Annotated in this window: 20 protein-coding genes and 2 pseudogenes; 15 read left to right on the forward strand and 7 right to left on the reverse strand. The window is 31.0% G+C overall.

Features of this window, described 5'->3' with window-relative positions:
* Positions 1 to 59: 59 nt before the first annotated feature.
* The 3 genes from RRF68_RS09350 to RRF68_RS09360 all read left to right on the forward strand — a co-directional run bounded on the left by RRF68_RS09350 (position 60) and on the right by RRF68_RS09360 (position 4,079).
* A complete protein-coding gene (locus tag RRF68_RS09350; RefSeq protein WP_315944182.1) occupies positions 60 to 2,378 on the forward strand; it encodes a GH92 family glycosyl hydrolase in 2,319 nt (772 codons plus the stop codon).
* A 193-nt stretch (positions 2,379 to 2,571) separates the two neighbouring features.
* Entirely contained in the window at positions 2,572 to 2,847 is a 276-nt protein-coding gene (locus RRF68_RS09355) for a helix-turn-helix transcriptional regulator (protein ID WP_315944183.1), read from the forward strand.
* A 2-nt stretch (positions 2,848 to 2,849) separates the two neighbouring features.
* A complete protein-coding gene (locus tag RRF68_RS09360; protein WP_315944184.1) occupies positions 2,850 to 4,079 on the forward strand; it encodes a type II toxin-antitoxin system HipA family toxin in 1,230 nt (409 codons plus the stop codon).
* Here RRF68_RS09360 and RRF68_RS09365 read toward each other — a convergent pair.
* The 4 genes from RRF68_RS09365 to RRF68_RS09380 all read right to left on the reverse strand — a co-directional run bounded on the left by RRF68_RS09365 (position 4,076) and on the right by RRF68_RS09380 (position 7,525).
* Complete coding sequence (locus RRF68_RS09365; protein ID WP_218771865.1) at positions 4,076 to 5,215, reverse strand: ATP-binding protein; 1,140 nt, start codon at positions 5,213 to 5,215, stop codon at positions 4,076 to 4,078. The genes RRF68_RS09360 and RRF68_RS09365 overlap by 4 nt on opposite strands.
* Positions 5,216 to 5,218: 3 nt before the next feature.
* A complete protein-coding gene (locus RRF68_RS09370; protein WP_218771866.1) occupies positions 5,219 to 5,974 on the reverse strand; it encodes an SDR family NAD(P)-dependent oxidoreductase in 756 nt (251 codons plus the stop codon).
* A gap of 130 nt (positions 5,975 to 6,104) precedes the next feature.
* Positions 6,105 to 7,010 (reverse strand): hypothetical protein, encoded by a 906-nt coding sequence (locus RRF68_RS09375; RefSeq protein WP_275315932.1) that lies wholly within the window; start codon positions 7,008 to 7,010, stop codon positions 6,105 to 6,107.
* An 83-nt stretch (positions 7,011 to 7,093) separates the two neighbouring features.
* The gene (locus tag RRF68_RS09380; RefSeq protein ID WP_315944185.1) at positions 7,094 to 7,525 is read right to left on the reverse strand and encodes a hypothetical protein; all 432 of its coding nucleotides are present in this window, start codon (positions 7,523 to 7,525) and stop codon (positions 7,094 to 7,096) included.
* 130 nt (positions 7,526 to 7,655) lie between these two features.
* On the opposite strand from RRF68_RS09380, the gene RRF68_RS09385 reads away from it, so the two are divergent.
* The 9 genes and pseudogenes from RRF68_RS09385 (at position 7,656) to RRF68_RS09425 (ending at position 14,677) form a co-directional block, all read left to right on the forward strand.
* On the forward strand, positions 7,656 to 8,765 hold the full coding sequence (locus RRF68_RS09385) for an NAD(P)/FAD-dependent oxidoreductase (RefSeq protein ID WP_218773519.1): 1,110 nt from the start codon (positions 7,656 to 7,658) through the stop codon (positions 8,763 to 8,765).
* Complete coding sequence (locus tag RRF68_RS09390) at positions 8,766 to 9,932, forward strand: NAD(P)/FAD-dependent oxidoreductase (RefSeq protein ID WP_315944186.1); 1,167 nt, start codon at positions 8,766 to 8,768, stop codon at positions 9,930 to 9,932.
* Positions 9,929 to 10,639: a methyltransferase domain-containing protein gene (locus tag RRF68_RS09395; protein ID WP_315944187.1), complete on the forward strand. Its 711-nt coding sequence runs from the start codon at positions 9,929 to 9,931 to the stop codon at positions 10,637 to 10,639. The genes RRF68_RS09390 and RRF68_RS09395 overlap by 4 nt, the downstream gene beginning before the upstream one ends.
* Positions 10,640 to 11,691, forward strand: a pseudogene (locus RRF68_RS09400) (type III polyketide synthase).
* 10 nt (positions 11,692 to 11,701) lie between these two features.
* Positions 11,702 to 12,145 (forward strand): hydroxymyristoyl-ACP dehydratase, encoded by a 444-nt coding sequence (locus RRF68_RS09405; protein ID WP_315944188.1) that lies wholly within the window; start codon positions 11,702 to 11,704, stop codon positions 12,143 to 12,145.
* A gap of 1 nt (position 12,146) precedes the next feature.
* Positions 12,147 to 13,420: pseudogene (locus RRF68_RS09410) on the forward strand (beta-ketoacyl-[acyl-carrier-protein] synthase family protein).
* 1 nt (position 13,421) lies between these two features.
* On the forward strand, positions 13,422 to 13,673 hold the full coding sequence (locus RRF68_RS09415) for an acyl carrier protein (RefSeq protein ID WP_218771874.1): 252 nt from the start codon (positions 13,422 to 13,424) through the stop codon (positions 13,671 to 13,673).
* The gene (locus RRF68_RS09420; RefSeq protein ID WP_315944189.1) at positions 13,666 to 14,238 is read left to right on the forward strand and encodes a 4'-phosphopantetheinyl transferase superfamily protein; all 573 of its coding nucleotides are present in this window, start codon (positions 13,666 to 13,668) and stop codon (positions 14,236 to 14,238) included. The genes RRF68_RS09415 and RRF68_RS09420 overlap by 8 nt, the downstream gene beginning before the upstream one ends.
* Positions 14,228 to 14,677, forward strand: a complete 450-nt coding sequence (locus RRF68_RS09425; protein WP_315944190.1) for a 3-oxoacyl-ACP synthase — start codon at positions 14,228 to 14,230, stop codon at positions 14,675 to 14,677. The genes RRF68_RS09420 and RRF68_RS09425 overlap by 11 nt, the downstream gene beginning before the upstream one ends.
* Positions 14,678 to 14,862: 185 nt before the next feature.
* Here RRF68_RS09425 and RRF68_RS09430 read toward each other — a convergent pair whose 3' ends face one another.
* The 3 genes from RRF68_RS09430 to RRF68_RS09440 all read right to left on the reverse strand — a co-directional run bounded on the left by RRF68_RS09430 (position 14,863) and on the right by RRF68_RS09440 (position 18,143).
* Entirely contained in the window at positions 14,863 to 15,795 is a 933-nt protein-coding gene (locus RRF68_RS09430) for an ABC transporter ATP-binding protein (RefSeq protein WP_315944191.1), read from the reverse strand.
* Between the two features lie 244 nt (positions 15,796 to 16,039).
* The gene (locus RRF68_RS09435; RefSeq protein WP_218771878.1) at positions 16,040 to 16,387 is read right to left on the reverse strand and encodes a HopJ type III effector protein; all 348 of its coding nucleotides are present in this window, start codon (positions 16,385 to 16,387) and stop codon (positions 16,040 to 16,042) included.
* 4 nt (positions 16,388 to 16,391) lie between these two features.
* On the reverse strand, positions 16,392 to 18,143 hold the full coding sequence (locus RRF68_RS09440; protein WP_315944192.1) for a M28 family peptidase: 1,752 nt from the start codon (positions 18,141 to 18,143) through the stop codon (positions 16,392 to 16,394).
* A 156-nt stretch (positions 18,144 to 18,299) separates the two neighbouring features.
* On the opposite strand from RRF68_RS09440, the gene aspS reads away from it, so the two are divergent.
* The 3 genes from aspS to RRF68_RS09455 all read left to right on the forward strand — a co-directional run bounded on the left by aspS (position 18,300) and on the right by RRF68_RS09455 (position 21,537).
* Positions 18,300 to 20,054 (forward strand): aspartate--tRNA ligase, encoded by a 1,755-nt coding sequence (aspS, locus tag RRF68_RS09445; RefSeq protein WP_315944193.1) that lies wholly within the window; start codon positions 18,300 to 18,302, stop codon positions 20,052 to 20,054.
* A gap of 135 nt (positions 20,055 to 20,189) precedes the next feature.
* Positions 20,190 to 20,744: a hypothetical protein gene (locus RRF68_RS09450; protein ID WP_218771881.1), complete on the forward strand. Its 555-nt coding sequence runs from the start codon at positions 20,190 to 20,192 to the stop codon at positions 20,742 to 20,744.
* A complete protein-coding gene (locus RRF68_RS09455) occupies positions 20,716 to 21,537 on the forward strand; it encodes a tetratricopeptide repeat protein (protein WP_315944194.1) in 822 nt (273 codons plus the stop codon). Before RRF68_RS09450 ends, RRF68_RS09455 begins: the two co-directional genes overlap by 29 nt.
* Positions 21,538 to 21,602 lie beyond the last annotated feature (65 nt).

A 21,602-nucleotide genomic window follows, 5' to 3' on the forward strand; every position in this document is an offset into this window, starting at 1 on the left:
TTAGTTAAATTGTTTTCATTTTGCTTTATTAGCACTTTAAACCTGTTTTAGTTAATAATATGAAAAAATATTTATCATTTTTAGTGATCTTTAGTTTGTGTTTATTTGTGGTAAACTGTAAACAAGAGTTAAAAGAAAGTGTCGTAGATCAAAGGCATAAAAAAGATTTTACAAAAAATGTAAATCCTTTAATTGGAACTAGTAAAATGGGACATGTTTTTCCTGGAGCAACTGCTCCTTTTGGAATGGTACAGTTAAGTCCTCAAACTAATTTTGAGGTTATGTTTAATGAAAATGGTAGCTACAACAGTACAACATATGAATATTGTGCGGGTTATCAACATAAAGATTCAACAATTATAGGTTTTGCTCACACTAATTTTAGCGGAACAGGGCATGCTGATTTAGGGGATTTTTTAGTAATGCCAACTACAGGAAAACTAACATTAGATCCGTTAAAAACAAAAGAAGGTACTAAAGGATTTTATTCAACGTTTTCACATGATACCGAAAAAGCGTCTCCTGGTTATTACAAAGTAAACTTAGATAGTTACAATATAAAAGCCGAATTAACAGCTAGTGAGCGTGTAGGTTTTCATCAATACACATTTCCAAAATCTAACGATGCACATATTATTTTAGATTTAGTGTACAATATCTATCATCATGATAATAAAAATGTATGGACATTTATTCGTGTTGAAAATGATAGTTTAATAACAGGTTATAGACAAACAAAAGGGTGGGCAAGAACAAAAAAAGTGTTTTTTGCGATGAAATTTTCTAAAACATTTAAAAGTTATGGTCATAAAAAATACAATAAAGAAACGTATGATGGATTTTACAGACGTTTTAAACAAAATGAAAATTTTCCTGAAATGGCAGGAAAAGATATAAGAGCTTATTTTAATTTTGATACAGAAGAAGGTGAAAAAATAAATGTAAAATTTGCCTTATCACCAGTAAGTACTAACGGAGCTTTAAATAATTTAAAACAAGAAATTCCGCATTGGAATTTTGATAAAACAAAACAAGAAACTAAAGATAAATGGAATAAAGAATTGGGAAAAATTGATGTAGAAACAATTTCTGAAAAAGAGAAAACTACTTTTTATACCGCTTTATATCACACTAATTTATCACCTATTTTGTATGAAGATGTTGATGGGAAATACCGAGGACTAGATCAAAATATACATACTTCTGATGGTTTTACCAATTACACCATATTTTCTCTTTGGGATACTTATCGTGCATTACACCCATTATACAACATAACACAACCAAAGCGAAACAACGACATGATAAAATCGATGTTAGCACATCACGATCAAAGTGTACATAATATGTTACCAATTTGGAGTCATTATGCTAATGAAAATTGGTGTATGATTGGGTATCACGCTACTTCAGTTATTGCAGATGCGTTAGCAAAAAATGTGGGAGATTTTGATGTGAATCACGCACTTAAAGCATCAACAAACACAGCCACTGTTCGTTATTTTGATGGTATTGGAGATTATATTGATTATAAATATGTTCCAGAAGATAAAAGCCATTCATCAGTATCAAAAACATTAGAATATGCTTACAACGATTGGTGTATTGCCCAAATTGCAAAAAAAGTTGGAAAAGCTGATGTAGAAAAAGAGTATTTAACAAGATCAACCTATTATAAAAACGTTTATGATCCAACAATTGGATTTATGCGTCCTAAATTATCTGATGGTACTTTTAGAAAAAACTTTGACCCAATGGATACGCACGGGCAAGGTTTTATTGAAGGAAATGCATGGAATTATGGATTATATGTTCCTCAGAACATTGATGAAATGATTGAAATGATGGGAGGTAAAGAAAAATTTAGTAAGCAACTAGATGAATTATTTACCACAGAAATAGCTGATAAATACATAGCAAACCATGAAGATATTACTCGCGACGGAATTATAGGAAATTATGTGCATGGTAACGAGCCTGGACATCACATTCCGTATTTATATAATTGGACCGGACACCCTAAAAAAACACAACAAAGAGTCCGTATGATTATGGATACCATGTACGGAGATACTGTTGATGGTTTGTGTGGTAATGACGATGCAGGTCAAATGAGTGCTTGGTATATATTTAGTAGTTTAGGGTTTTATCCTGTAACGCCAGGATCGCCAAATTATGCACTAGGAAGTCCGAATATTAAAGCAGCTACTATTTATTTAGAAAATGGAAAAACCTTAAAAATTACGGCTCAAAATCAAAGTAAAGAAAACATATTTGTAAAAAGTATAACAATAAACGGTAAGAAAATAACAGACAATGTACTTTCTCATGCTGATATTATAAACGGAGGAGAACTAATTTTTGAAATGAGTAAATAGTAATAAAGCGAAATTATTTTGCACAAACGGTTATAAAAAAACAACACTCAAAAGGTGTTTTTTTTTACATCAAAAATTAAATTAATTTGCTATTATGGTAGCAATTTTAGCCATTTACCATAAAAAAAAGGTATTATAGTAGCAATTTTTAAAATATAATTATTATATTCGTATTCTAAACTAAGAGTACGATATGTGGGGATATGGAGATGAAAAATCGCCTAAGGAAATAATGATTCTTTTATCAAAAAGAACCAGAGTTTTAAGGAAACAAGAAAAAATGTCTCAGAAGGAATTATCAGAAAGATCAGGAGTATCTTACGCTAGTGTTCGAAAATTTGAATCAACAGGTGTCATTTCTCTAGAATCACTTTTAAAAATTTGTGAAGCTCTTAAACGTTTAACAGATTTTGAATCAATATTACTGTCAAGTGATATGAAACGGAAAAAAGAGTTGTTTAATTATTAATTATGGCAACAACTAAACTCGATGTATATATACAGTTTTCTAAAGAAGAAGAACTTATAGGTCAGCTTGTTTTAGATGGTAGAGATATATTATTTAAATATAGCGATACTTATTTAGAAACAGGAACAAACCTGTCTCCAAATCAATTAACGTTTGATGATATTCCTCAAACAACCAAAGAAAAACCATTTAATGGTCTTTTTGGCGTGTTTGCTGATTCTTTACCAGACGCTTGGGGATATTTGTTAATAAAGAAACGCCTTAGCACTGATCGAATTGCTATTGAATCTCTTAATATGTTAGATCATTTAACATTTGCAGGGAAGAACAGTATGGGTGCACTACAATATAGACCGAGTGTAGCATTAGAGCACGAGGCTATAGAAATTAATCTAGATAAACTAAATAATAATATTTCTGAAGTCCTCAGTGGAGAGAGTAGCACTGTAATTGATGATATGTTCGGAAGAGGAGGTAGCCCTGGTGGAGCACGACCAAAAATTTATGCAGGATATAATCCGAAGACAGATTCACTAATTAGTGGTGTCGCCAATCTTCCGGAAGAATATGAGCATTGGATTATTAAATTTGCTGCGGATGTAGATTCGAAAGATATTGCCAATATAGAGCTAGCTTATTATAAGATGGCTTTAGCTTCAGGAATTGAAATGTCTGAATGTAGAGTGTTTAATAGTGATACAGGAAATAGTTATTTCGGAACCAAACGATTTGACCGTGTAGGGAATGATAAGCTGCATATGTTATCAGCTGCAGGACTTTTTCATGATGATTACGAGCACAGTACCCTTGATTATGGAAATTTAATTTACCAAGCAAAGAAGCTAACAAATAACGCACAAGTTGCTGAACAAATGTTCCGTAGGGCTGTTTTTAATATTTTAGTACATAACCGAGACGATCATTCTAAAAATTTTGCTTTTTTAATGAATCCTGAAGGAGAATGGTCATTAGCGCCAGCTTACGATTTAACTTTTTCATCTTCATCACAAGGATATCATAGTACCTCATGTGCTAGAAATTATGTAGACCCAGGAAAGAAAGAATTATTAGAGTTGGCAAGTGCATTGTCAATAAAAAAAGCAAAGACAATTATAGATGAAATTAAAGAGATTACCAATCAATGGAAACGATATGCTACGATGTATGGAGTTTCAGAAGTTTCAACAAAAACCATTGAAACTAGTTTAAAAACTATTCGTACAAGGTTTTAATTATAGCGTACTTTTCGTAATACCCGCATTGCTTCTTTGTATTTTATATAAGTAGTTTTATCTTCTAAGTTTTTTATATAATTTTTTATTTTTTTTAGCTGTTGAGGTGCGTCTAAAAATCCGTTTAAATAGCATATTAAATAGGAGGTAGGTAGTTTGTAAACGTTTTCAGATTCAGTTATCGAAAGTTGTTTATTACTCTCAATTTTGGTAACAATAGCATTGTTATTGTTATAAATATCATGTAAAATAGTTTTATCGTATTGAGGAGCTTCAAATAAAAATTGGGTGGCAATATCATGCTTTCCGTTCTCTTTAAAATGAATAATTGTTTTTTCTAACGGATAATGTTTTTTCCTTTTATCAATACCTAAAACAATATATTCGGTAATAATAAACGATTTTTCGTTATGGCTAATTTGAACATCATCTAGGGCAGAAAAAAATAAACGAACCTGCTCGTTTATTAATTCAATATCAACCCGAGTATAAAATTCTTCATTATTAATCACCTTTTTTTTACCAGCCCAACACACCACAAATTGTTCGTTAAATACTTTGTATTGCGGATTGTATGTAGGTTTATGATTGTTAATAAAATCGAAAACTCCATCGAGCGTTAGTTTTATATTATTGCTTGCATTTTTTTCGATAGCTGCAACAATAGTAGCATTTGCATCATTTAAGGTAAAATTACCTTCAGAAGGCATTGAGTTACTTCCTCTGCGAAAAAAAATAGTGTTTCTACGGTATTTCCAGATATTTTTTAAAAGTGATGTAATTTTATTATTAGGATAAATAGTTACTAAACCTATTACTTTATGACGTGGCAAACGTGGAAAAGGAACATTTTCATATTCTATTTTTGGAGGATTGTTTAAGTAAGCGTTTATTAAATTCTGAATTTTACTATCATCGTAAAAATCGACTCCCAAAATTTTATTTTCTTCATCTTCAACCCCAATAACTATATAAGAATTATTATTAGGGTTAGAGTTTGAAAGCGCACAAATATGTTTTATAAACTTAGCTTTACCTTCTTTATGATGTAGCGATAATTTTTGCTTTTTATCAAAAAAACTATTCTCGTCGTTATGAGAAAGTAAGTTTTTAATTAAAAGACGTTTGTTAATCACAGCTTATACATTTTTATTTATAATTGATGCGGTTGCTTGTGCGGTAGGATATACCACTAAATCTTCAATATTTACATGGTAAGGTCTACTAATAACAAAGTAAATAATATCGGCAATATCTTCGGGCTGTAAAGCTTTATAGCCTTGATATACCGTTTTTGCTCTATCGAGATCTCCTTTAAAACGCACGTCTGAAAATTCAGTTTCTACCAAACCAGGATGAATTGCCGAAACACGAATATTGTGCTTGTTTAAATCAATACGCATTCCTTTATTTAAAGCATCTACGGCAAACTTTGAGGCACAATACACATTTCCGTTCGGATATACTTCTTTACTAGCAATAGAACCGATATTAAGAATAAAACCATTATTTCTATCCACCATTTGCGGAATTATAGCTTTCGAAACATATAATAAACCTTTTACGTTTCCATCAATCATGGCATCCCAATCATCAATACTTCCTTCCTGAATACTACTTAACCCGTGTGCATTACCTGCATTGTTAATTAAAACATCAATATGTTTAAATTCATCAGGTAAACTACCAATGGCTTTTTGTACTTCGTCTTTATAACGAACATCAAATTGTAGCGTATGTACTTTTGTGAAGGTTGATAATTGGTGTTGAAGTTCTTTAAGTTTCTCAGCGCGTCTTCCACAAATAATAAGGTTTATGTTGTTTTTAGCAAATAGTATAGCGGTTGCTTTACCAATACCAGAAGTTGCTCCTGTAATTAAAGCGGTTTGTTGCATGTTTTTGTTTTTTATAAAGGTAAAATATTTTAGGTAAAACGAATATTTTAAACAAAGAAAAACCGCTCTACCTCTAGAGCGGTTTCTTTTAGTTGGCTACTACCCCAACCAAAAATCAACTAACCAAACTTTATTTTAAATATTTTCTATCAACTGTTTCACGTTGTACTTTAGTACGTTTTCTACCGCTATTCCTTACAGTTGGTTTTATTGTTTTTTCATTTTTTAAATACTGTACAAATCCTCTACCAGAAAAAGTGTACGTTGTTTTAGAACTTAGGTGAAATAATTGTATCCTTTCATCATTTATAACGCTTAATTCAAACCTTTCAGTATCGCCACCATCATAATTAAGTGTTAAAAGTTTTAAGTCGCTATAACCTGCTATATTGGCTACTTTATAACCACCTACATAGTCCCATTTTATATAATCAATATTCGTGCCAAATGAATCGTGAGATGCGTAGAAAGTTACGTCGTTTTCTGGCGTAAATTGTAAGAAATGTTCATCATCAAATGTATTTGATACACCACCAGAAGAAGCAGTTCTTTCCCATGCTACATATTCTTGCAAAAAGTATTCTATGTTTTCATAAAACAACTTATCGTAATTAAAATTATTTCTTTGATAACCAATTAAATAATAACTTACGTTTTGCGATAAATCATCAATTCTAATTTCATCTTCTGAAAGTTGAACGACATCAAAATTATAACGTCCATCAAGATCGTGATCGGTTTCTAAAATGGTTCTGTAAGTGCCATAATTTCCAACAGCAATTCCAAGCCCATTTCCGGTTTTACCAATGTCAGCAATATTATTATTTGCATACATAGTTCCGTTTAAAAAAGAAACTGTAAAGGCTTTTGATAAAAAAGGAACATCGCCTGTACCAGTTGTTCTATGATAATCGATATACCATAAATCGTAACTAGATACATATTCGTTTAACGAAAAATCAGTATCCTGTACTGTACAAGATGTTAACGTTACACCTGTGGCAATAAATAGGAAGAGTAATTTTAGACGTTTCATAAGCGTATGTTTTAATGTTATACTTATGTAGTTTTCAAATTACGTGCCAAAAATAAAAAACACCTCATTTGAGGTGTTTTTTGTTAGTTTTGAGGTTTTGCAGAGGGCATAAAAACCCTTTTCTCTTTTTTAATATTTTCGATTTTATAATAATGAATTTTATCACCGATTTTGTAGCTAACTACGGCTTCATTTTCTTTTAGTTTAAAAGGAAATTCCTCTTTTGTTTTTGCAGTGTTTCCATATTCTTTTTCAGGATCAACATTTAAAACTAAGTCTTTTTTATCTTCACCTGTTGAGGTTTTATAACGAGCAGCAATGTAATTTTTATCTTGTTTTTGTTCAATTACAGCACTTACAATTCTATCTTGAAAGTATACTTTTTGAAAATCGATAGTTTTACTTGCTGTAAACTCAATCATTAAATTAAGCGTGTTGTTGCCTGGTAAACCACCAGTAATATGAGCGTAAGATGCGGTGTTAACCATAAAAGGAGGATTTGATTCTAGTTTCATGCTTGCACACTGTGTAAAGCTTAGTGCCAAAATTAAGATTCCGAATAACTTCATAATATTACTTTTTATTGTTTAAATTTAAATATTCAAGTAGTGTGCCAAGGTACAAATATATATAGATATTAAGATGTTGAATTACAGTTATTGGGAGTTAAAAGAATGGTTTACAAATGTAGATTTTACCATTGTTGGTAGCGGAATTGTAGGTTTAAATTGTGCATTGACATTAAAAAAAGCACATCCGAATGCTAAAATAATAATTTTAGAAAAAGGCATGTTGCCACAAGGAGCAAGTACTAAAAATGCCGGTTTTGCGTGTTTTGGTAGTTTATCGGAATTGATTGATGATTTAAAAACACACAGTGAAGAAGAGGTTTTTAATTTGGTAAAAAAACGATGGAAAGGTTTACAATTATTACGAAAAACTTTGGGTGATGCCGCGATCGATTTTCAGCAAAATAAAGGTTATGAGTTATTTAATGATTCCGATTTTTATGAAGAGTGCTTGGCTGAAAAAAATAAAATTAACCAATTATTAAAACCACTTTTTTCTTCGGATGTTTTTAAGGTTGATAACAATTTTTTTGAGTTTAAGAATGTTCATGAAAATTATATAACCAATCAGTTTGAAGGGCAAATTGATACCGGTAAAATGGTAGCGCAGTTACTTCAAGTAATTCAGCAAAGTGATATAAAAATTTTAAATAATATTACCGTTAAAAGTTTTGAGGAAAATGGGAATAAAGTAGCTATACAAACCAATCAAATTAGCTTTTCCACCAATAAGTTATTGATTGCCACAAACGGATTTGCAAATCAATTATTCAATGAAAATGTACAACCTGCAAGAGCACAAGTTTTAATTACAAAACCTATAAAAAACCTACATATTAAAGGAACTTTTCATTTAGATAAAGGGTATTACTATTTCAGAAATATTGATGATAGAATTTTGTTTGGTGGTGGAAGAAATCTCGATTTTAAAACGGAAGAAACTGCTGAATTTGGAGAAACAGCTCTTATTCAGAATAAATTAGAAGAAATTTTAAAAACAACCATCTTACCTAATACTAATTTCGAAATTGAACATCGATGGAGCGGAATTATGGGCGTTGGAAATCAGAAAAAAGCAATTGTAAAACAGCTATCAAATAATGTTTTTTGCGGAGTTCGTTTAGGCGGTATGGGAATTGCTATTGGTAGTTTGGTAGGAAAAGAATTAGCAGAATTAATAGAATAAATGAAAAAAACCAACAACCATTTTAATCACAAAAAAAGTAATATAACTGCAGATGTAATTATTATTGGCGGAGGTTTAGCGGGTTTATGCAACGCAATACATTTATCTAAATTTGGTAAAAAAGTTTTATTGATTGAAAAAAATAAGTATCCAAAACATAAAGTTTGTGGCGAATATATATCTAACGAAGTTTTGCCGTATTTAGAGTTTTTAGGTATAAATCCGTTTGATTTTGGTGCTGTTAATATTACAGATTTTAAGCTATCAACTACAAATAATAAAGTTATTTCGGCGAAATTACCTTTAGGAGGATTCGGAATTTCACGTTATCAATTCGATTTTATTTTATCAGAAAAAACCAAAGAAAACGGTGTTATAATTTTACAAGATCAAGTATTAAATGTCAATTTTTCTGAAGATATTTTTCATGTAGCAACAAAAGAAAATAAAACGCTTACCTCAAAAATTGCTATTGGTGCTTTCGGAAAACGTTCTTTATTAGATGTAAAAATGGAACGTGATTTTATTCAGAAAAAATCACCTTATTTAGGCGTTAAAATTCACGTAAAAGGAAACTGTGAAGAAAATTTAGTAGCGCTTCATAATTTTAAAGGTGGTTACTGTGGCGTTTCTAAAGTAGAAAATGATATAATTAATTTGTGTTATATCACTAGTTTTTCATCTTTTAAAAAATATAAAAGTATAGAAGATTTTCAAGAACAAGTTGTTTTTAAAAATCAATATTTAAAAGAGATCTTTAAAGCAACAACATCAATTTTTGAAAAACCATTAACGATTAGTCAGGTTTCATTTGAAACCAAAAAACCAATAGAAAATCACCTTATTATGTGTGGCGATTCTGCGGGAATGATTCACCCTTTATGCGGTAATGGTATGAGTATGGCAATTCAGAGTGCACAAATTGCATCTAAACTCACTCTAAATTACTTAAATGGTAAACTTTCGTCAAGAAATGATCTTGAAAAACAATACATTAGAGAATGGAATAAAAACTTTAAAATGCGCTTAAAAACGGGTCATTTTATTGCATGGTTATTTAGAAAAGATAAGATTGCAGAAATTTTACTTAAAACGTTAAAGAAATTACCTTTTTTATTACCTATTATAATTAAGCAAACACATGGTAAACCAATAAAAATAGAATGAGTTTTTTTATCAGTACAAAATACAGAACAGATCAAGAAGAGATGATGGATGATTTTTCTATTGGTGGCGATTTATTGCGTGATGTTTTAGATAAATTAGAAAATATAAATCGTTGGCTAGGCGGAAACTTGGTAACGGTTAATGCATTAAAAAAAGTATTAAAAAAGCATCCTAAAAATATAGAAATCGTTATCGCCGATATTGGTTGTGGACATGGAGATATTTTACGTGATGTAGCCAAATTCGGAAGAAAAAATGGCTATAAAATGAAACTGATTGGTGTAGATGCAAATGCTACCGCAATAGCATATGCGAATGAATTGTCAACAGAATATCCAGAGTTGGTTTTTAAAACTGAAGATATTTTTTCTGATGATTTTAAAAACAGAGAATTCGATATTGTTTTGGCAACGTTGTTTTTGCATCATTTTAAAGAACCGCAATTGATTTCTTTCTTATCAGACACTTTAAAACATACTAAAAAAGCAATAATTGTAAACGATTTACATCGTCATAAATTGGCGTATTATTTGTTTTTATTATTATCAATTTTTATCAAAAATAAAATGATAATCAACGATGGATTAATTTCTGTTTTAAGGGGGTTCAAACGAAAAGATTTGATTAGAATCTCAGAAAAAATAAATGTAAAACCACAAATTTCTTGGAAATGGGCATTCCGTTTTCAATGGATAATACAAAAATAAATGGCAGTAAAAATAACATCTGTAGCAAAACAATTGCCACAATATTATAGAGAAACAAAAGATATTATTCCGTTTGTAAAAACGTGGATGCAAGATCAGGATACACGTTTTCAGCGAAAAGTAATTAAACTTTTCGAAGGAGCAGCAGTAGATAAACGGTATTCAATCATGAACCCCGAAGAGGTTTTTATAGCAACTTCTTTCGAAGAAAAAAATGCTATTTACGCAAGAGAAGTAGTAAAACTAGCCGAGCAATCACTTACAAAATCATTGCAAAAAGCAAATTTAAAACCAACAGATATCGATTACATAATTACGGTAAGTTGTACAGGAATTATGATTCCGTCTATGGATGCATATTTGATTAATTCTTTGCAAATGAAACAAGATATTGTGCGTTTGCCAGTTACAGAAATGGGTTGTGCAGCAGGAGTATCTGGAATTATATATGCTAAGAATTTTTTAAAGGCAAACCCTAATAAAAGAGCTGTTGTAATTGCTGTTGAAGCACCTACAGCAACTTTTCAGTTAGACGATTATTCGATGACGAATATTGTAAGTGCGGCTATTTTTGGTGATGGAGCTTCGGCAGTTATTTTGTCTTCTTATGATGAAGATAAAGGTCCAAAAATTGTAGACGAAGCGATGTATCATTTTTATGACGCTACCCAAATGATGGGTTTTAATTTGGTAAATACAGGCTTACAAATGATTTTAGACAAGGAGGTTCCAAAGAAAATTTCAGATCATTTTCCTGCAATAATTCATCCGTTTTTAGAAAGAAATAATTTAACAATTGAAGATGTAAATCATTTGATTTTTCATCCTGGAGGAAAAAAATCGTACAAACAGTAGAAGATTTATTTGGTGTTTTAGGTAAAAATATAGACGATACTAAAGAGGTTTTACGTTTGTATGGTAACATGTCGAGCGCAACAGTTTTGTATGTTTTGGAGCGTTTTATGGATAGAAACCCAGCAAAAGGAGAAAGAGGCTTAATGCTAAGTTTTGGTCCGGGTTTTTCTGCACAAAGAATATTGTTAGAATGGTAAAACGTATAAAATGAATCAAACAGAAATCATAAAAAACCTACCATACCAAGAACCCTTTTTGTTTGTTGATTTACTTACAGAGGTTTCAGAAAACGGAGTTACTGGAAATTATAGGTTTAAAGAAGATGCGTTTTTTTACGAAGGTCATTTTAAGGGTAACCCAATAACACCAGGTGTTATTTTAACAGAAACAATGGCTCAAATTGGTGTTGTTTGTTTGGGTATTTATTTATTGAAAAATGAAATTTTAACAACAGATAAAAACCCACAAATAGCATTAACTTCTAATCAAGTCGATTTTTATTTACCAGTGTTACCAAACGAAAAAGTAACCGTAATTTCCGAGAAACAATATTTTAGATTCAACAAACTAAAATGTGCTGTAAAAATGATAAATGAGAAAAATGAATTGGTTTGTAGAGGAACTATTTCGGGAATGATAATCGCAGAATAACATGAAAAACAGAGTTGTAATTACAGGTTTAGGAGTTGTTGCACCCAATGGAGTTGGTTTGCAAGAATTCTCGAGCGCAATAAAAAAGGGAAAATCTGGAATTACATTTCATCAACATTTAAAAGACAAAGGTTTTTCTTGTTGTATTGGTGGAATTCCTACAGTTTCTGAAGAAAAAAAGCAACATATTTAACAGCTTTGCAATTACGCGGCTTTAATAGTACTTCTATTTTATATGGATGTATGGCAGGAATTGATGCTTGGAAAGATGCGGGTTTTTCTGTGGATGAAAACTCAAATTTAGATTATGATTCGGGTTTAATTTTCGGAACAGGAACATCGGGAATTGAAAAATTTAGAGAAGCAATCAATAAAATTGATGATCAGAAAGTAAGACGATTAGGAAGTACTTCTGTGGTACAAACAATGGCAAGTGGAATTTCTGCATATTTAGGCGGAATTCTTGGTTTAGGAAATCAGGTTACTACAAATTCGTCTGCGTGTACAACAGGCACAGAGGCTTTGTTATTGGGTTTTGAGCGCATTAAAAACGGAAAAGCAAAACGAATGTTGGTTGGTAGTTCAAGTGATAGTAGTTTGTATACTTGGGGCGGATTTGATGCAATGCGAGTAATGTCTTACAAGCATAATGAAACGCCAGAAAAAGGTTCGAGACCAATGAGTGAAACTGCAGCAGGTTTTGTGCCAGGAAGTGGAGCAGGAGCCTTAGTTTTAGAATCTTTAGAAAGTGCTTTAGCGAGAAATGCAACCATTTATGCAGAAGTTTTAGGCGGAAATATAAATTCTGGCGGACAACGAAATGGAGGAACTTTAACAGCCCCAAATGCCGAAGCCGTTCAGAAATGTATTACGGATGCTTTGTTAGAATCGAATATAGCATCTGATAAAATTGATGTTATAAACGGCCATTTAACAGCAACATCAAAAGATAGTTTAGAAATAGAAAACTGGAGCAAAGCTTTACAAAGAAAAGGAACTGAGTTTCCTTACATAAATTCTTTAAAGTCGATGGTTGGTCATTGTTTGGCAGCTTCTGGTGCAATAGAAATTGTAGCAGCTGTTTTGCAAATTAAGGAACAATTTGTGTTTCCTAATATTAATTGCGAAGATGTACATCCAGAAATTTCAACACTTATTTCTAAAGAAAAAATACCAACAAAAATTATATATAAAGATATAAATATACTCGCAAAAGCAAGTTTTGGTTTTGGTGATGTAAACGCTTGTGCTATCTTTAAAAAATATTCAAAATAAAATGAAAAAAGAAGAAATTATAGTAAAGTTAACAACGATTGTAAAGCCTTATGTTCAAAATGAAAAAGGCTTTAAGAATATTAATGAAAACACCGATTTTATTAAGGATTTAGAAATAAATTCGGCAAATTTGGTAGATATTATTTTAGATGTAGAAGATGAGTTTAATATTGAAATAGATAACGATTCTATGGAAAAAATGCTTTCTGTAAAAGAAACCGTTGTAATTATTCAAACAAAAATGAATGCATAATATTGGCAATGATATTGTTGATTTAGGCTTAGCTAAAATTCAAAGTAACTGGCAACGAAAAGGTTTTTTAGAGAAGCAATTTACCCAAAAAGAGCAAGGTGAAATTTTAGCCTCTGAAAATCCGTTTTTAAAAGTTTGGGTGTTTTGGAGCATGAAAGAAGCCGCCTATAAATGTTATACACAAAAGGTTAAAAAACGTTTTTTTGCTCCCAAAAAATTTCAATGTACACTAACTTCAAAAGAAGAAGGTGTTGTTGTTTTTGAAGGCATAAAATATTATATAACTATTTTTTTAAACACTTTTTATATTCATACAATTGCTGATGAAGTAAAGAATGGAGGTAAAATTACATCAGCTATTTGTTTACCAAACACAGTAAATAAAGTGATCAGAAAAACACTTGAAAAGAAAACATCATATTTATTTAAAGAGATAGAAAAAAGAAAAACAGTTGTTGGTGCTCCTTTGTATTTTTACAAAGAAAAATTACTTACTAATTCATGTTCAATTTCTCATCATGGAAATTACGAAGCATATGCATTTACCTTAAAAAATGAATATTAAACACCAACTTTTTATACAATGTGAAGCGTTTGTAAACAAACGCTTACAAACGGTAGAAGAAATAATTTCGTCGAACCAAAACGCATTACAATCAGAAACCAAAAGTTCGGCAGGAGATAAACATGAAACAGGTAGAGCAATGTTGCAGTTAGAGATGGAAAAAGCGGGCCAACAGCTTAGCGGAATCATAAAAATGAGAGAAATTCTTTCTAAAATTAATATTGGAAAAATTTCTGAAACTGCACATTTAGGTAGTGTAGTTAAAACAAATAAAGCATTTTTTTTTATAAGTATTAGCGCTGGACAACTTATAATTAAGGGTAAAACTTATTTTGCTATTTCGGTTTCTTCACCAATAGGATCCATGTTACTAGGTAAAAAAGTAGGAGATATTTTTATATTTAACAAGGTTGAACAAAAAATAAAAGAAATTTTTTAGAAATAAAGTAGGGTAAAATAAAACTTACTTGTTTTTAATATAGGAAAGGTTGCTATCCCTTCATAGAAAAAGAAGTATTACAATACACTTTTATCTTTTTTTAGATAAGAGTGTATTTTTTAGCCAAATTAAAAACATATTAAAATAGTTGAGTAATAATTAATTAAGAGATAGTTATTATTGGTTTAAGCAGTTTCATTAAATTCTAATGAAACTGCTTTTTTTATTTCAATAGATTTTGAATGGTTTAAAAAAATAGTTTGCAGGTTATATTCAGCTTCAATAAGCCAACAATAACCTTTAAAATAAGTCTTCAGAACTATAGCTTTAAATTCCGATTTTTCAACAATTTTTATTTGATGTGGATATAATAATACTTTTTTATTATTGACGAGAACTTCATTTACATCATCAAATAAAGTGGCTACATATTTTAACTTAGGGTTTTTATATAAGTTCACTGGTATATCATTCGCAATTATTTGATGGTCTTTAATAACAATCATTTTATCAGCAAACGAAAGCGCGTCATTGCCATCGTGAGTGGCTATAATACAAGCAATATTTTTGTCCTTTAGGTAGGTAAATAAGTTTCTACTAAGCGAATTCTTTTTAAAATTATCTATTTGTCCGAAAGGCTCATCTAGTAACAATAATTCAGGTTCTTTAGCTAAGGCACGAGCAATTGCCACGCGTTGTTGTTGCCCTCCGCTTAAGTTTTTAATCTTTATATTGGCAAACTCTGTCATTTCTATTACCTCTAATAACTCATTTGTTCTTTGCTTTGCTTCTTCGGGATAAAAACGAGATAGAAATTTTTTAATGTTTTCACTTACGGAAGTATATGGCATTAAATCGAAATCTTGCGCAACGTATTTAAAAATATCGATACCGGGAACTAAATAATGTGCAGGTCCTAAGATTTGAAAATCATTCCAATAGATGTCTCCTTTGTCAAGATCTAACAAGCCGTAAATGACTTTTAATAAAGTTGATTTTCCGCAACCACTTTTTCCCATTATACATACATGTTCTCCTTTTTGCAAAGAGAAATTAATGTTTGTAAGGGTTGTTTTTTCTTTAGTATAAGAAAACGAAATATTGTTTACTTGTAGCATACTTGCAAAAATATGTTTTTATGATTTGTTGCGTTAGCGATTGAACGGTTTGTTTGAGCTCTTTTTTGAAGAATGAAAAAAAAGCGAGTAGTAAAAGCGCGACCATTTATGGTAACGCCCAACTTCTTGTTATAATTTTATGTAAGGAAATCAGAATAGCCAAGGTTTTAACACTCGCTTCTCTCATAAAAAAGCCAGAGAGCTCAAGCAAATATTACAATTAGAGCTATGCTTATTTAATGAATTAAATTTTCTCCACTAAGGTTTCATTATCAAAAATCAATCCCTCAAAACCAGTATTCATAAAGTTTCTAATATTTTGATGATCACTACCATTCGGATTCTCTAGAACATCAATAAAGTAATATTGTGCAAAAGAAGCTAGTGTTTCTTCTTTGGTTAACTGTTGTTTTAAAGCAAAAGAAAACACTTTACACGAACCTAAATTTTCTGCGCTACTGTTTTGTAAATCTCCATTTTTAAATGCAGATGGGGTAAAAACATAGTTCTCTTCAATAACGCTAATAGTTTCTGAAAAATTAATATCTTTTGGAGTATTTCTTAATTTATTTTTAAAATTATTTATAGTCATTGTTCTAATTTTCTAACGTTTTAAGTGAGTCCTTTTTACCTAGCTCTTTTATAACCTTTAAAGACATTGAATCAATTAATTTTTGAGATTTTTTAATTTCCTTTTTAAAAGTTGTACTATCTTTTACAATATCTATTGTCGTTAATGCCGTTTTAGCATACCAATTATTCCATGCAGAAATTATTGCTATTTGAGTTTTTAAAGAATCTCCTTTTGCTAAAGACATTTCACTTTGATGTTGTTCTTCTTTAAGTCTAGAGAGTGCCGCTTTTTCTATATTCATTAAAATTGATTTAGCGGTTTTTTTATCAGCATTTAATAATGTAAAAGCGGATGTTAACGAAGTAACACCTACATTTTTTAAAGTAGTTTTAGATACTTTATCTATTCTATCATTATCAGTATGGTAAAACTGATCTGTAAAATGCCAAAATAAAACACTCGGAATATCTGCCTTTAAAAACGGAACATGATCACTTCCTCCTTCAAAAGGATTTGTACTAACTACCCAATTTGCGCGTTTACCTTGCTCTTTAAATTTATCAATTAAAAAATCATTTAAATAATGAGGTTTCATTTCACTTAATTTCATTTTTCTACCTCCCCATTCTGTATGCTTGTCTTTTCCGCGTGTCCAAATAGCACTTGGATCTGGCATTTTTTCAATTAAAAAAGTACCTCCCGTTTTTTCGGTGTCTTCACCAACCATGTCTAATGAAATTCCCCACTTTATATCTTTAGCTCTAATGCTATCTTCTTTAACATATCGGTTTGTAGAAATAATTTCATCTCCCCATAAAAAAGTTAATGTTCTGTTTGGTGAAAATCGCTTCTCTTTTATAAATTTCGCAGTAAGAGTTGCCATTTCTAAAGCCACTCCTACTCCTGTTGCATTATCATTTGCACCAGGTTCTTGTATGTGAGCACTAAAAACCAAACGCTCTTTAGGTAATTTAGCTCCTTTTACATCCGCAATAATTGTTAATTCTTCTGACGGATAAATGTTCGTTTCTATATTCACATTTAAAACAACTTTCCCTTTTAATAACTTCGCTTTCAATTTCTCTTTAGCTTCATAAGACATTGCAATTGCCCATGCTTTTATATCTTCATTTAAAGGAATAGCTCTAAACTGAATTGATGTTTTATTTTTTTTAGGCTGTAAATATTTCGGATTGCTATAAGTAATCAATCCTGCCGCTCCGCCTTCTACAATAGCTTGCTTAAATATTCTGCTAGGGCTTGTTTCTGCAAAAACAATTTTACCTTTAATATTTAAAGTTTTCAGTTTCTGTATATCTTTCACATAAACTACTTCGGTAGTAACACCTTCCTTGGGCGTACTGTACGAATTTAAAGCAATCATGTTTCTATTGGTACTATGTTGTAACAAAGGAGTTTCTTCACCAACTATTTTCACCTCAGCATTAACAGATTCCCATGTTGGTTTTTCAAGCGGTCTTTTTTCAATTCTGTAAGTTAAAAAATCCGTACTCGTAGCAACATCTTCTTTTACAAACCCTGATTTCTCAAGCTCATCTGCAATTCTGTACACGCTTTTATTAAAACCTGTATTACCCACAACTCTCCAATATTTTTCAACAAACGAAGTTGTTTCGAAAGCTAAATCTCCTGTAAATTCTTTATTAAGAACATCAAAATAATTTGAAGAATTTAAAACTTGAATCTCATTTTCCTTCTTACAACTAACAAAAGTTACAACAAGTACTGTTACTAAAAGTATATTTTTAAACATGGCGATTATTTGAAGTTTAAAAGTACTATTTTTTTATGTTGAGAAACATATTTAACTATAAAGTTATAAAGCTAGTCATTTAGTGTTTATTTTTATTCTAACTACTTTTAATCCTCCTTTTTATTTACGTAATTTTGCACTTTTAAAATTCAAGAAATGTACAGAACGCAAACTTGTGGCGAATTAAGAGCCTCACACATAAATACTGAAGTTACCTTATCTGGTTGGGTACAAAAATCTCGTGATAAAGGTTTTATGATTTGGGTAGATTTACGTGATCGTTACGGAATTACACAGTTAATTTTTGACGAAGCGCGTACCTCTAAAGATTTAATGGAAAAAGCCAAAACTTTAGGACGTGAATTTGTTGTTCAAGTTACCGGTACTGTTATCGAACGAGAATCGAAAAATAAAAATATTCCTACTGGTGAGGTTGAATTATTAGTAACTAGTTTAGAAATATTAAACGAAGCTAAGACTCCGCCTTTTACTATTGAAGATAAAACGGATGGTGGTGAAGATATCAGAATGAAATATCGTTATTTAGATATTCGTCGTAATCCTGTAAAAGATAGTTTGATCTTTAGATCGAAAGTATCAATGGAAGTACGTAAATATTTATCTGACCAAGAGTTTATAGAAGTAGAAACGCCTTATTTAATCAAGTCAACTCCAGAAGGAGCACGTGATTTCTTAGTGCCTTCAAGAATGAATGCAGGTCAGTTTTACGCATTACCACAATCGCCTCAAACATTCAAACAACTATTAATGGTTGGTGGAATGGATAAATACTTTCAGATTGTAAAGTGTTTTAGAGATGAAGATTTACGTGCCGATCGTCAGCCAGAATTCACACAAATTGATTGTGAAATGGCTTTTGTAGATCAAGAAGATATTTTAAATATTTTTGAAGGCCTAACACGTCACTTACTGAAGGAAATTAACAATGTTGAAGTAGATAAGTTCCCTAGAATGTTGTTTGATGACGCCATGCGTTTATATGGAAATGACAAACCAGATATCCGTTTCGGAATGGAGTTTGGAGAATTAAACGATGTTGCACAACAAAAAGAATTTAAAGTATTTAACGATGCTGAGCTAGTTGTAGGAATTGCAGTTCCTGGGGGAGCAAAATATACAAGAAAAGAAATAGATAAATTAATAGATTGGGTACGTCGTCCACAAGTTGGTGCTTTAGGAATGGTGTATGTTAAATGTAACGAAGATGGTACTTTTAAATCATCTGTAGATAAATTTTACGGCCAAGAAGATTTAGCAAAATGGGCAGAAAAAACTGGCGCAAAAGTTGGTGATTTAATCTGTATTTTATCAGGAAACACTACAAAAGTACGTGCACAATTATCTGCTTTACGTATGGAAATGGCAGAACGTTTAGGTTTAAGAGATCCGAAGGTATTTGCTCCGTTATGGGTAATTGATTTCCCTTTATTAGAATTAGACGAAGAAACTGGCAATTACCACGCAATGCACCACCCGTTTACGTCACCAAAACCAGGTCAGTTAGAATTATTAGATACCAATCCTGGCGATGTAAAAGCAAATGCTTACGATTTAGTGTTGAACGGAAATGAAATCGGTGGAGGTTCTATCAGAATTCATGATAAAGAAACACAAGCTATTATGTTTAAGCATTTAGGTTTTACAGAAGCTGAAGCTAAAGAACAATTTGGTTTCTTAATGGATGCTTTTGAATATGGTGCGCCACCACACGGTGGTTTAGCTTTCGGATTAGATAGATTGGTTGCTATTTTAGGCGGACAAGAAACAATTCGTGACTTTATTGCATTCCCTAAAAACAACTCTGGTCGTGATGTAATGATTGATGCTCCGGCTGCTTTAAACGATGCGCAATTATCAGAATTAAGTATAAAATTAGATTTAAAAGAATAAACGTTATTACGAGGAAAACTGGCGGAGTAATCTGTTTATAAATTAAGAGATTGCTTCATTATCATTCGAAATAACAGAAAACATATAAAATCCCGTTCTAAATTTAGAACGGGATTTTTTTATTACTTTTAAATCATGAAAAAAAAGAAAATTCTAAAAATTGTTTTAATAGTTATTACTACTATTTTAGTTCTTATTGGTTCGCTACTTCTCTTCGGCTACTTTTATATTAACCAAGCATACGATACCGAAAACAAACCTTTTAAACATTATGTTGGCTATATCGACCAAAGTAAAGCACTTTTAAACGATAAACACCAACTATGTAATGATGGTGGTATTTATCACACCTATAGTAGTGCAAGTTTAAAAGCTTACAAAGGCTCTAAAAAGCAATTTAGAGATGCAGTAAACACGCAGTTTAACACAAATAACTATACAGAATCTGGTTATTTGAATTATCGGTTTTTAGTAAACTGTGAAGGAAATGCTGGTTGGTTTGAAATTATTGAAATGGATTTAGATTTAAAAGAAAAATCTCTAAATCCTAAAATGGTAGATGAGTTATTGACCTTTACCTCAAAACCAGCAAATTGGAATGTTATTTCTTATGATAACACACCGCAAAATTATTACATGTATATATCTTATAGAATAGAAAATGGAAAAGTTACTCAAATTATCCCTTAGCCTTATATTTATTATTAGTTTTCTGTCTTGTAAAAATGAAGAAAGTAAAAGAACTTTAGCCGAAAAAAGATATAAAAAAGCCGTGTTTTTTACACAAGGTTCAACACCTTTTCAAAACGGAATTGTAGAAGCCTTAAAAATAGATCCTACATACGAACAAGGTATCTATGAGTTATCAGTTGCGCATTTAAAAAGAGGAATGCCAAATAAATGGAAACCGCAATACGACAAGGCTTTAAAACTAGATTCTGTAAACCGAATTCCTTGGCGTGGATACTTGTATTTATGGTTTTATAGAGACTACAAAAAAGCAATTGCAGATTTTGATAAGAGCGATATTTTAACACCTAATTTTATTGATGCTCCGCAAGGTTTAAGTGTAGATTGTTGGCGAGGAATTGCTTATTTAGGCCTAAACGATTATAAAAAAGCTATTTTTTATTTTGATAAATATATCGATAAAGAAATTGAAGATTTTAGTGAAAGCTCTGTAGATGTTACTGCCTTTTTATACAAAGGTATCGCATATCTCGAGTTAGAAAACTATGCAGAAGCACAACTTTGCTTTGATCGTGTTATTAAAAACTCGTACGGTTTTAGCGCTGATGCAAAATACTACAAAGCCTTTATATTTAAAGAACAAGGTGAAATTGAAAAAGCGACTAAGCTGCTAGATGCTGCTATAAAAGATTTTAATGACGGCTACTATAATCAAAGACCCTATGTAGAAACTTTACGTCAATTATATTTAGGCGATTATGAAGAGTTGCAAAAATTACTACCTAACAAATAAACTATAAACTGAATATTTTTAGTGATTAGTTTCCAATAGAAGCTCTATATATTAAAGTTACTTTT

Origin of the sequence: Tenacibaculum sp. HL-MS23 (genome assembly GCF_032463465.1) — a bacterium.
Lineage (GTDB): Bacteria > Bacteroidota > Bacteroidia > Flavobacteriales > Flavobacteriaceae > Polaribacter > Polaribacter bernardetii.

What these genes read in the sequence shown, in the direction of transcription:
- RRF68_RS09350 (WP_315944182.1), top strand. Translation starts at nt 60, where the DNA reads ATGAAAAAATATTTATCATTTTTAGTGATCTTTAGTTTGTGTTTATTT.
- RRF68_RS09355 (WP_315944183.1), top strand. Translation starts at nt 2,572, where the DNA reads ATGTGGGGATATGGAGATGAAAAATCGCCTAAGGAAATAATGATTCTT.
- RRF68_RS09360 (WP_315944184.1), top strand. Translation starts at nt 2,850, where the DNA reads ATGGCAACAACTAAACTCGATGTATATATACAGTTTTCTAAAGAAGAA.
- RRF68_RS09370 (WP_218771866.1), bottom strand. Translation starts at nt 5,974, where the DNA reads ATGCAACAAACCGCTTTAATTACAGGAGCAACTTCTGGTATTGGTAAA.
- RRF68_RS09375 (WP_275315932.1), bottom strand. Translation starts at nt 7,010, where the DNA reads ATGAAACGTCTAAAATTACTCTTCCTATTTATTGCCACAGGTGTAACG.
- RRF68_RS09380 (WP_315944185.1), bottom strand. Translation starts at nt 7,525, where the DNA reads ATGAAACTAGAATCAAATCCTCCTTTTATGGTTAACACCGCATCTTAC.
- RRF68_RS09390 (WP_315944186.1), top strand. Translation starts at nt 8,766, where the DNA reads ATGAAAAAAACCAACAACCATTTTAATCACAAAAAAAGTAATATAACT.
- RRF68_RS09395 (WP_315944187.1), top strand. Translation starts at nt 9,929, where the DNA reads ATGAGTTTTTTTATCAGTACAAAATACAGAACAGATCAAGAAGAGATG.
- RRF68_RS09405 (WP_315944188.1), top strand. Translation starts at nt 11,702, where the DNA reads ATGAATCAAACAGAAATCATAAAAAACCTACCATACCAAGAACCCTTT.
- RRF68_RS09415 (WP_218771874.1), top strand. Translation starts at nt 13,422, where the DNA reads ATGAAAAAAGAAGAAATTATAGTAAAGTTAACAACGATTGTAAAGCCT.
- RRF68_RS09420 (WP_315944189.1), top strand. Translation starts at nt 13,666, where the DNA reads ATGCATAATATTGGCAATGATATTGTTGATTTAGGCTTAGCTAAAATT.
- RRF68_RS09425 (WP_315944190.1), top strand. Translation starts at nt 14,228, where the DNA reads ATGAATATTAAACACCAACTTTTTATACAATGTGAAGCGTTTGTAAAC.
- RRF68_RS09430 (WP_315944191.1), bottom strand. Translation starts at nt 15,795, where the DNA reads ATGCTACAAGTAAACAATATTTCGTTTTCTTATACTAAAGAAAAAACA.
- RRF68_RS09435 (WP_218771878.1), bottom strand. Translation starts at nt 16,387, where the DNA reads ATGACTATAAATAATTTTAAAAATAAATTAAGAAATACTCCAAAAGAT.
- RRF68_RS09440 (WP_315944192.1), bottom strand. Translation starts at nt 18,143, where the DNA reads ATGTTTAAAAATATACTTTTAGTAACAGTACTTGTTGTAACTTTTGTT.
- aspS (WP_315944193.1), top strand. Translation starts at nt 18,300, where the DNA reads ATGTACAGAACGCAAACTTGTGGCGAATTAAGAGCCTCACACATAAAT.
- RRF68_RS09450 (WP_218771881.1), top strand. Translation starts at nt 20,190, where the DNA reads ATGAAAAAAAAGAAAATTCTAAAAATTGTTTTAATAGTTATTACTACT.
- RRF68_RS09455 (WP_315944194.1), top strand. Translation starts at nt 20,716, where the DNA reads ATGGAAAAGTTACTCAAATTATCCCTTAGCCTTATATTTATTATTAGT.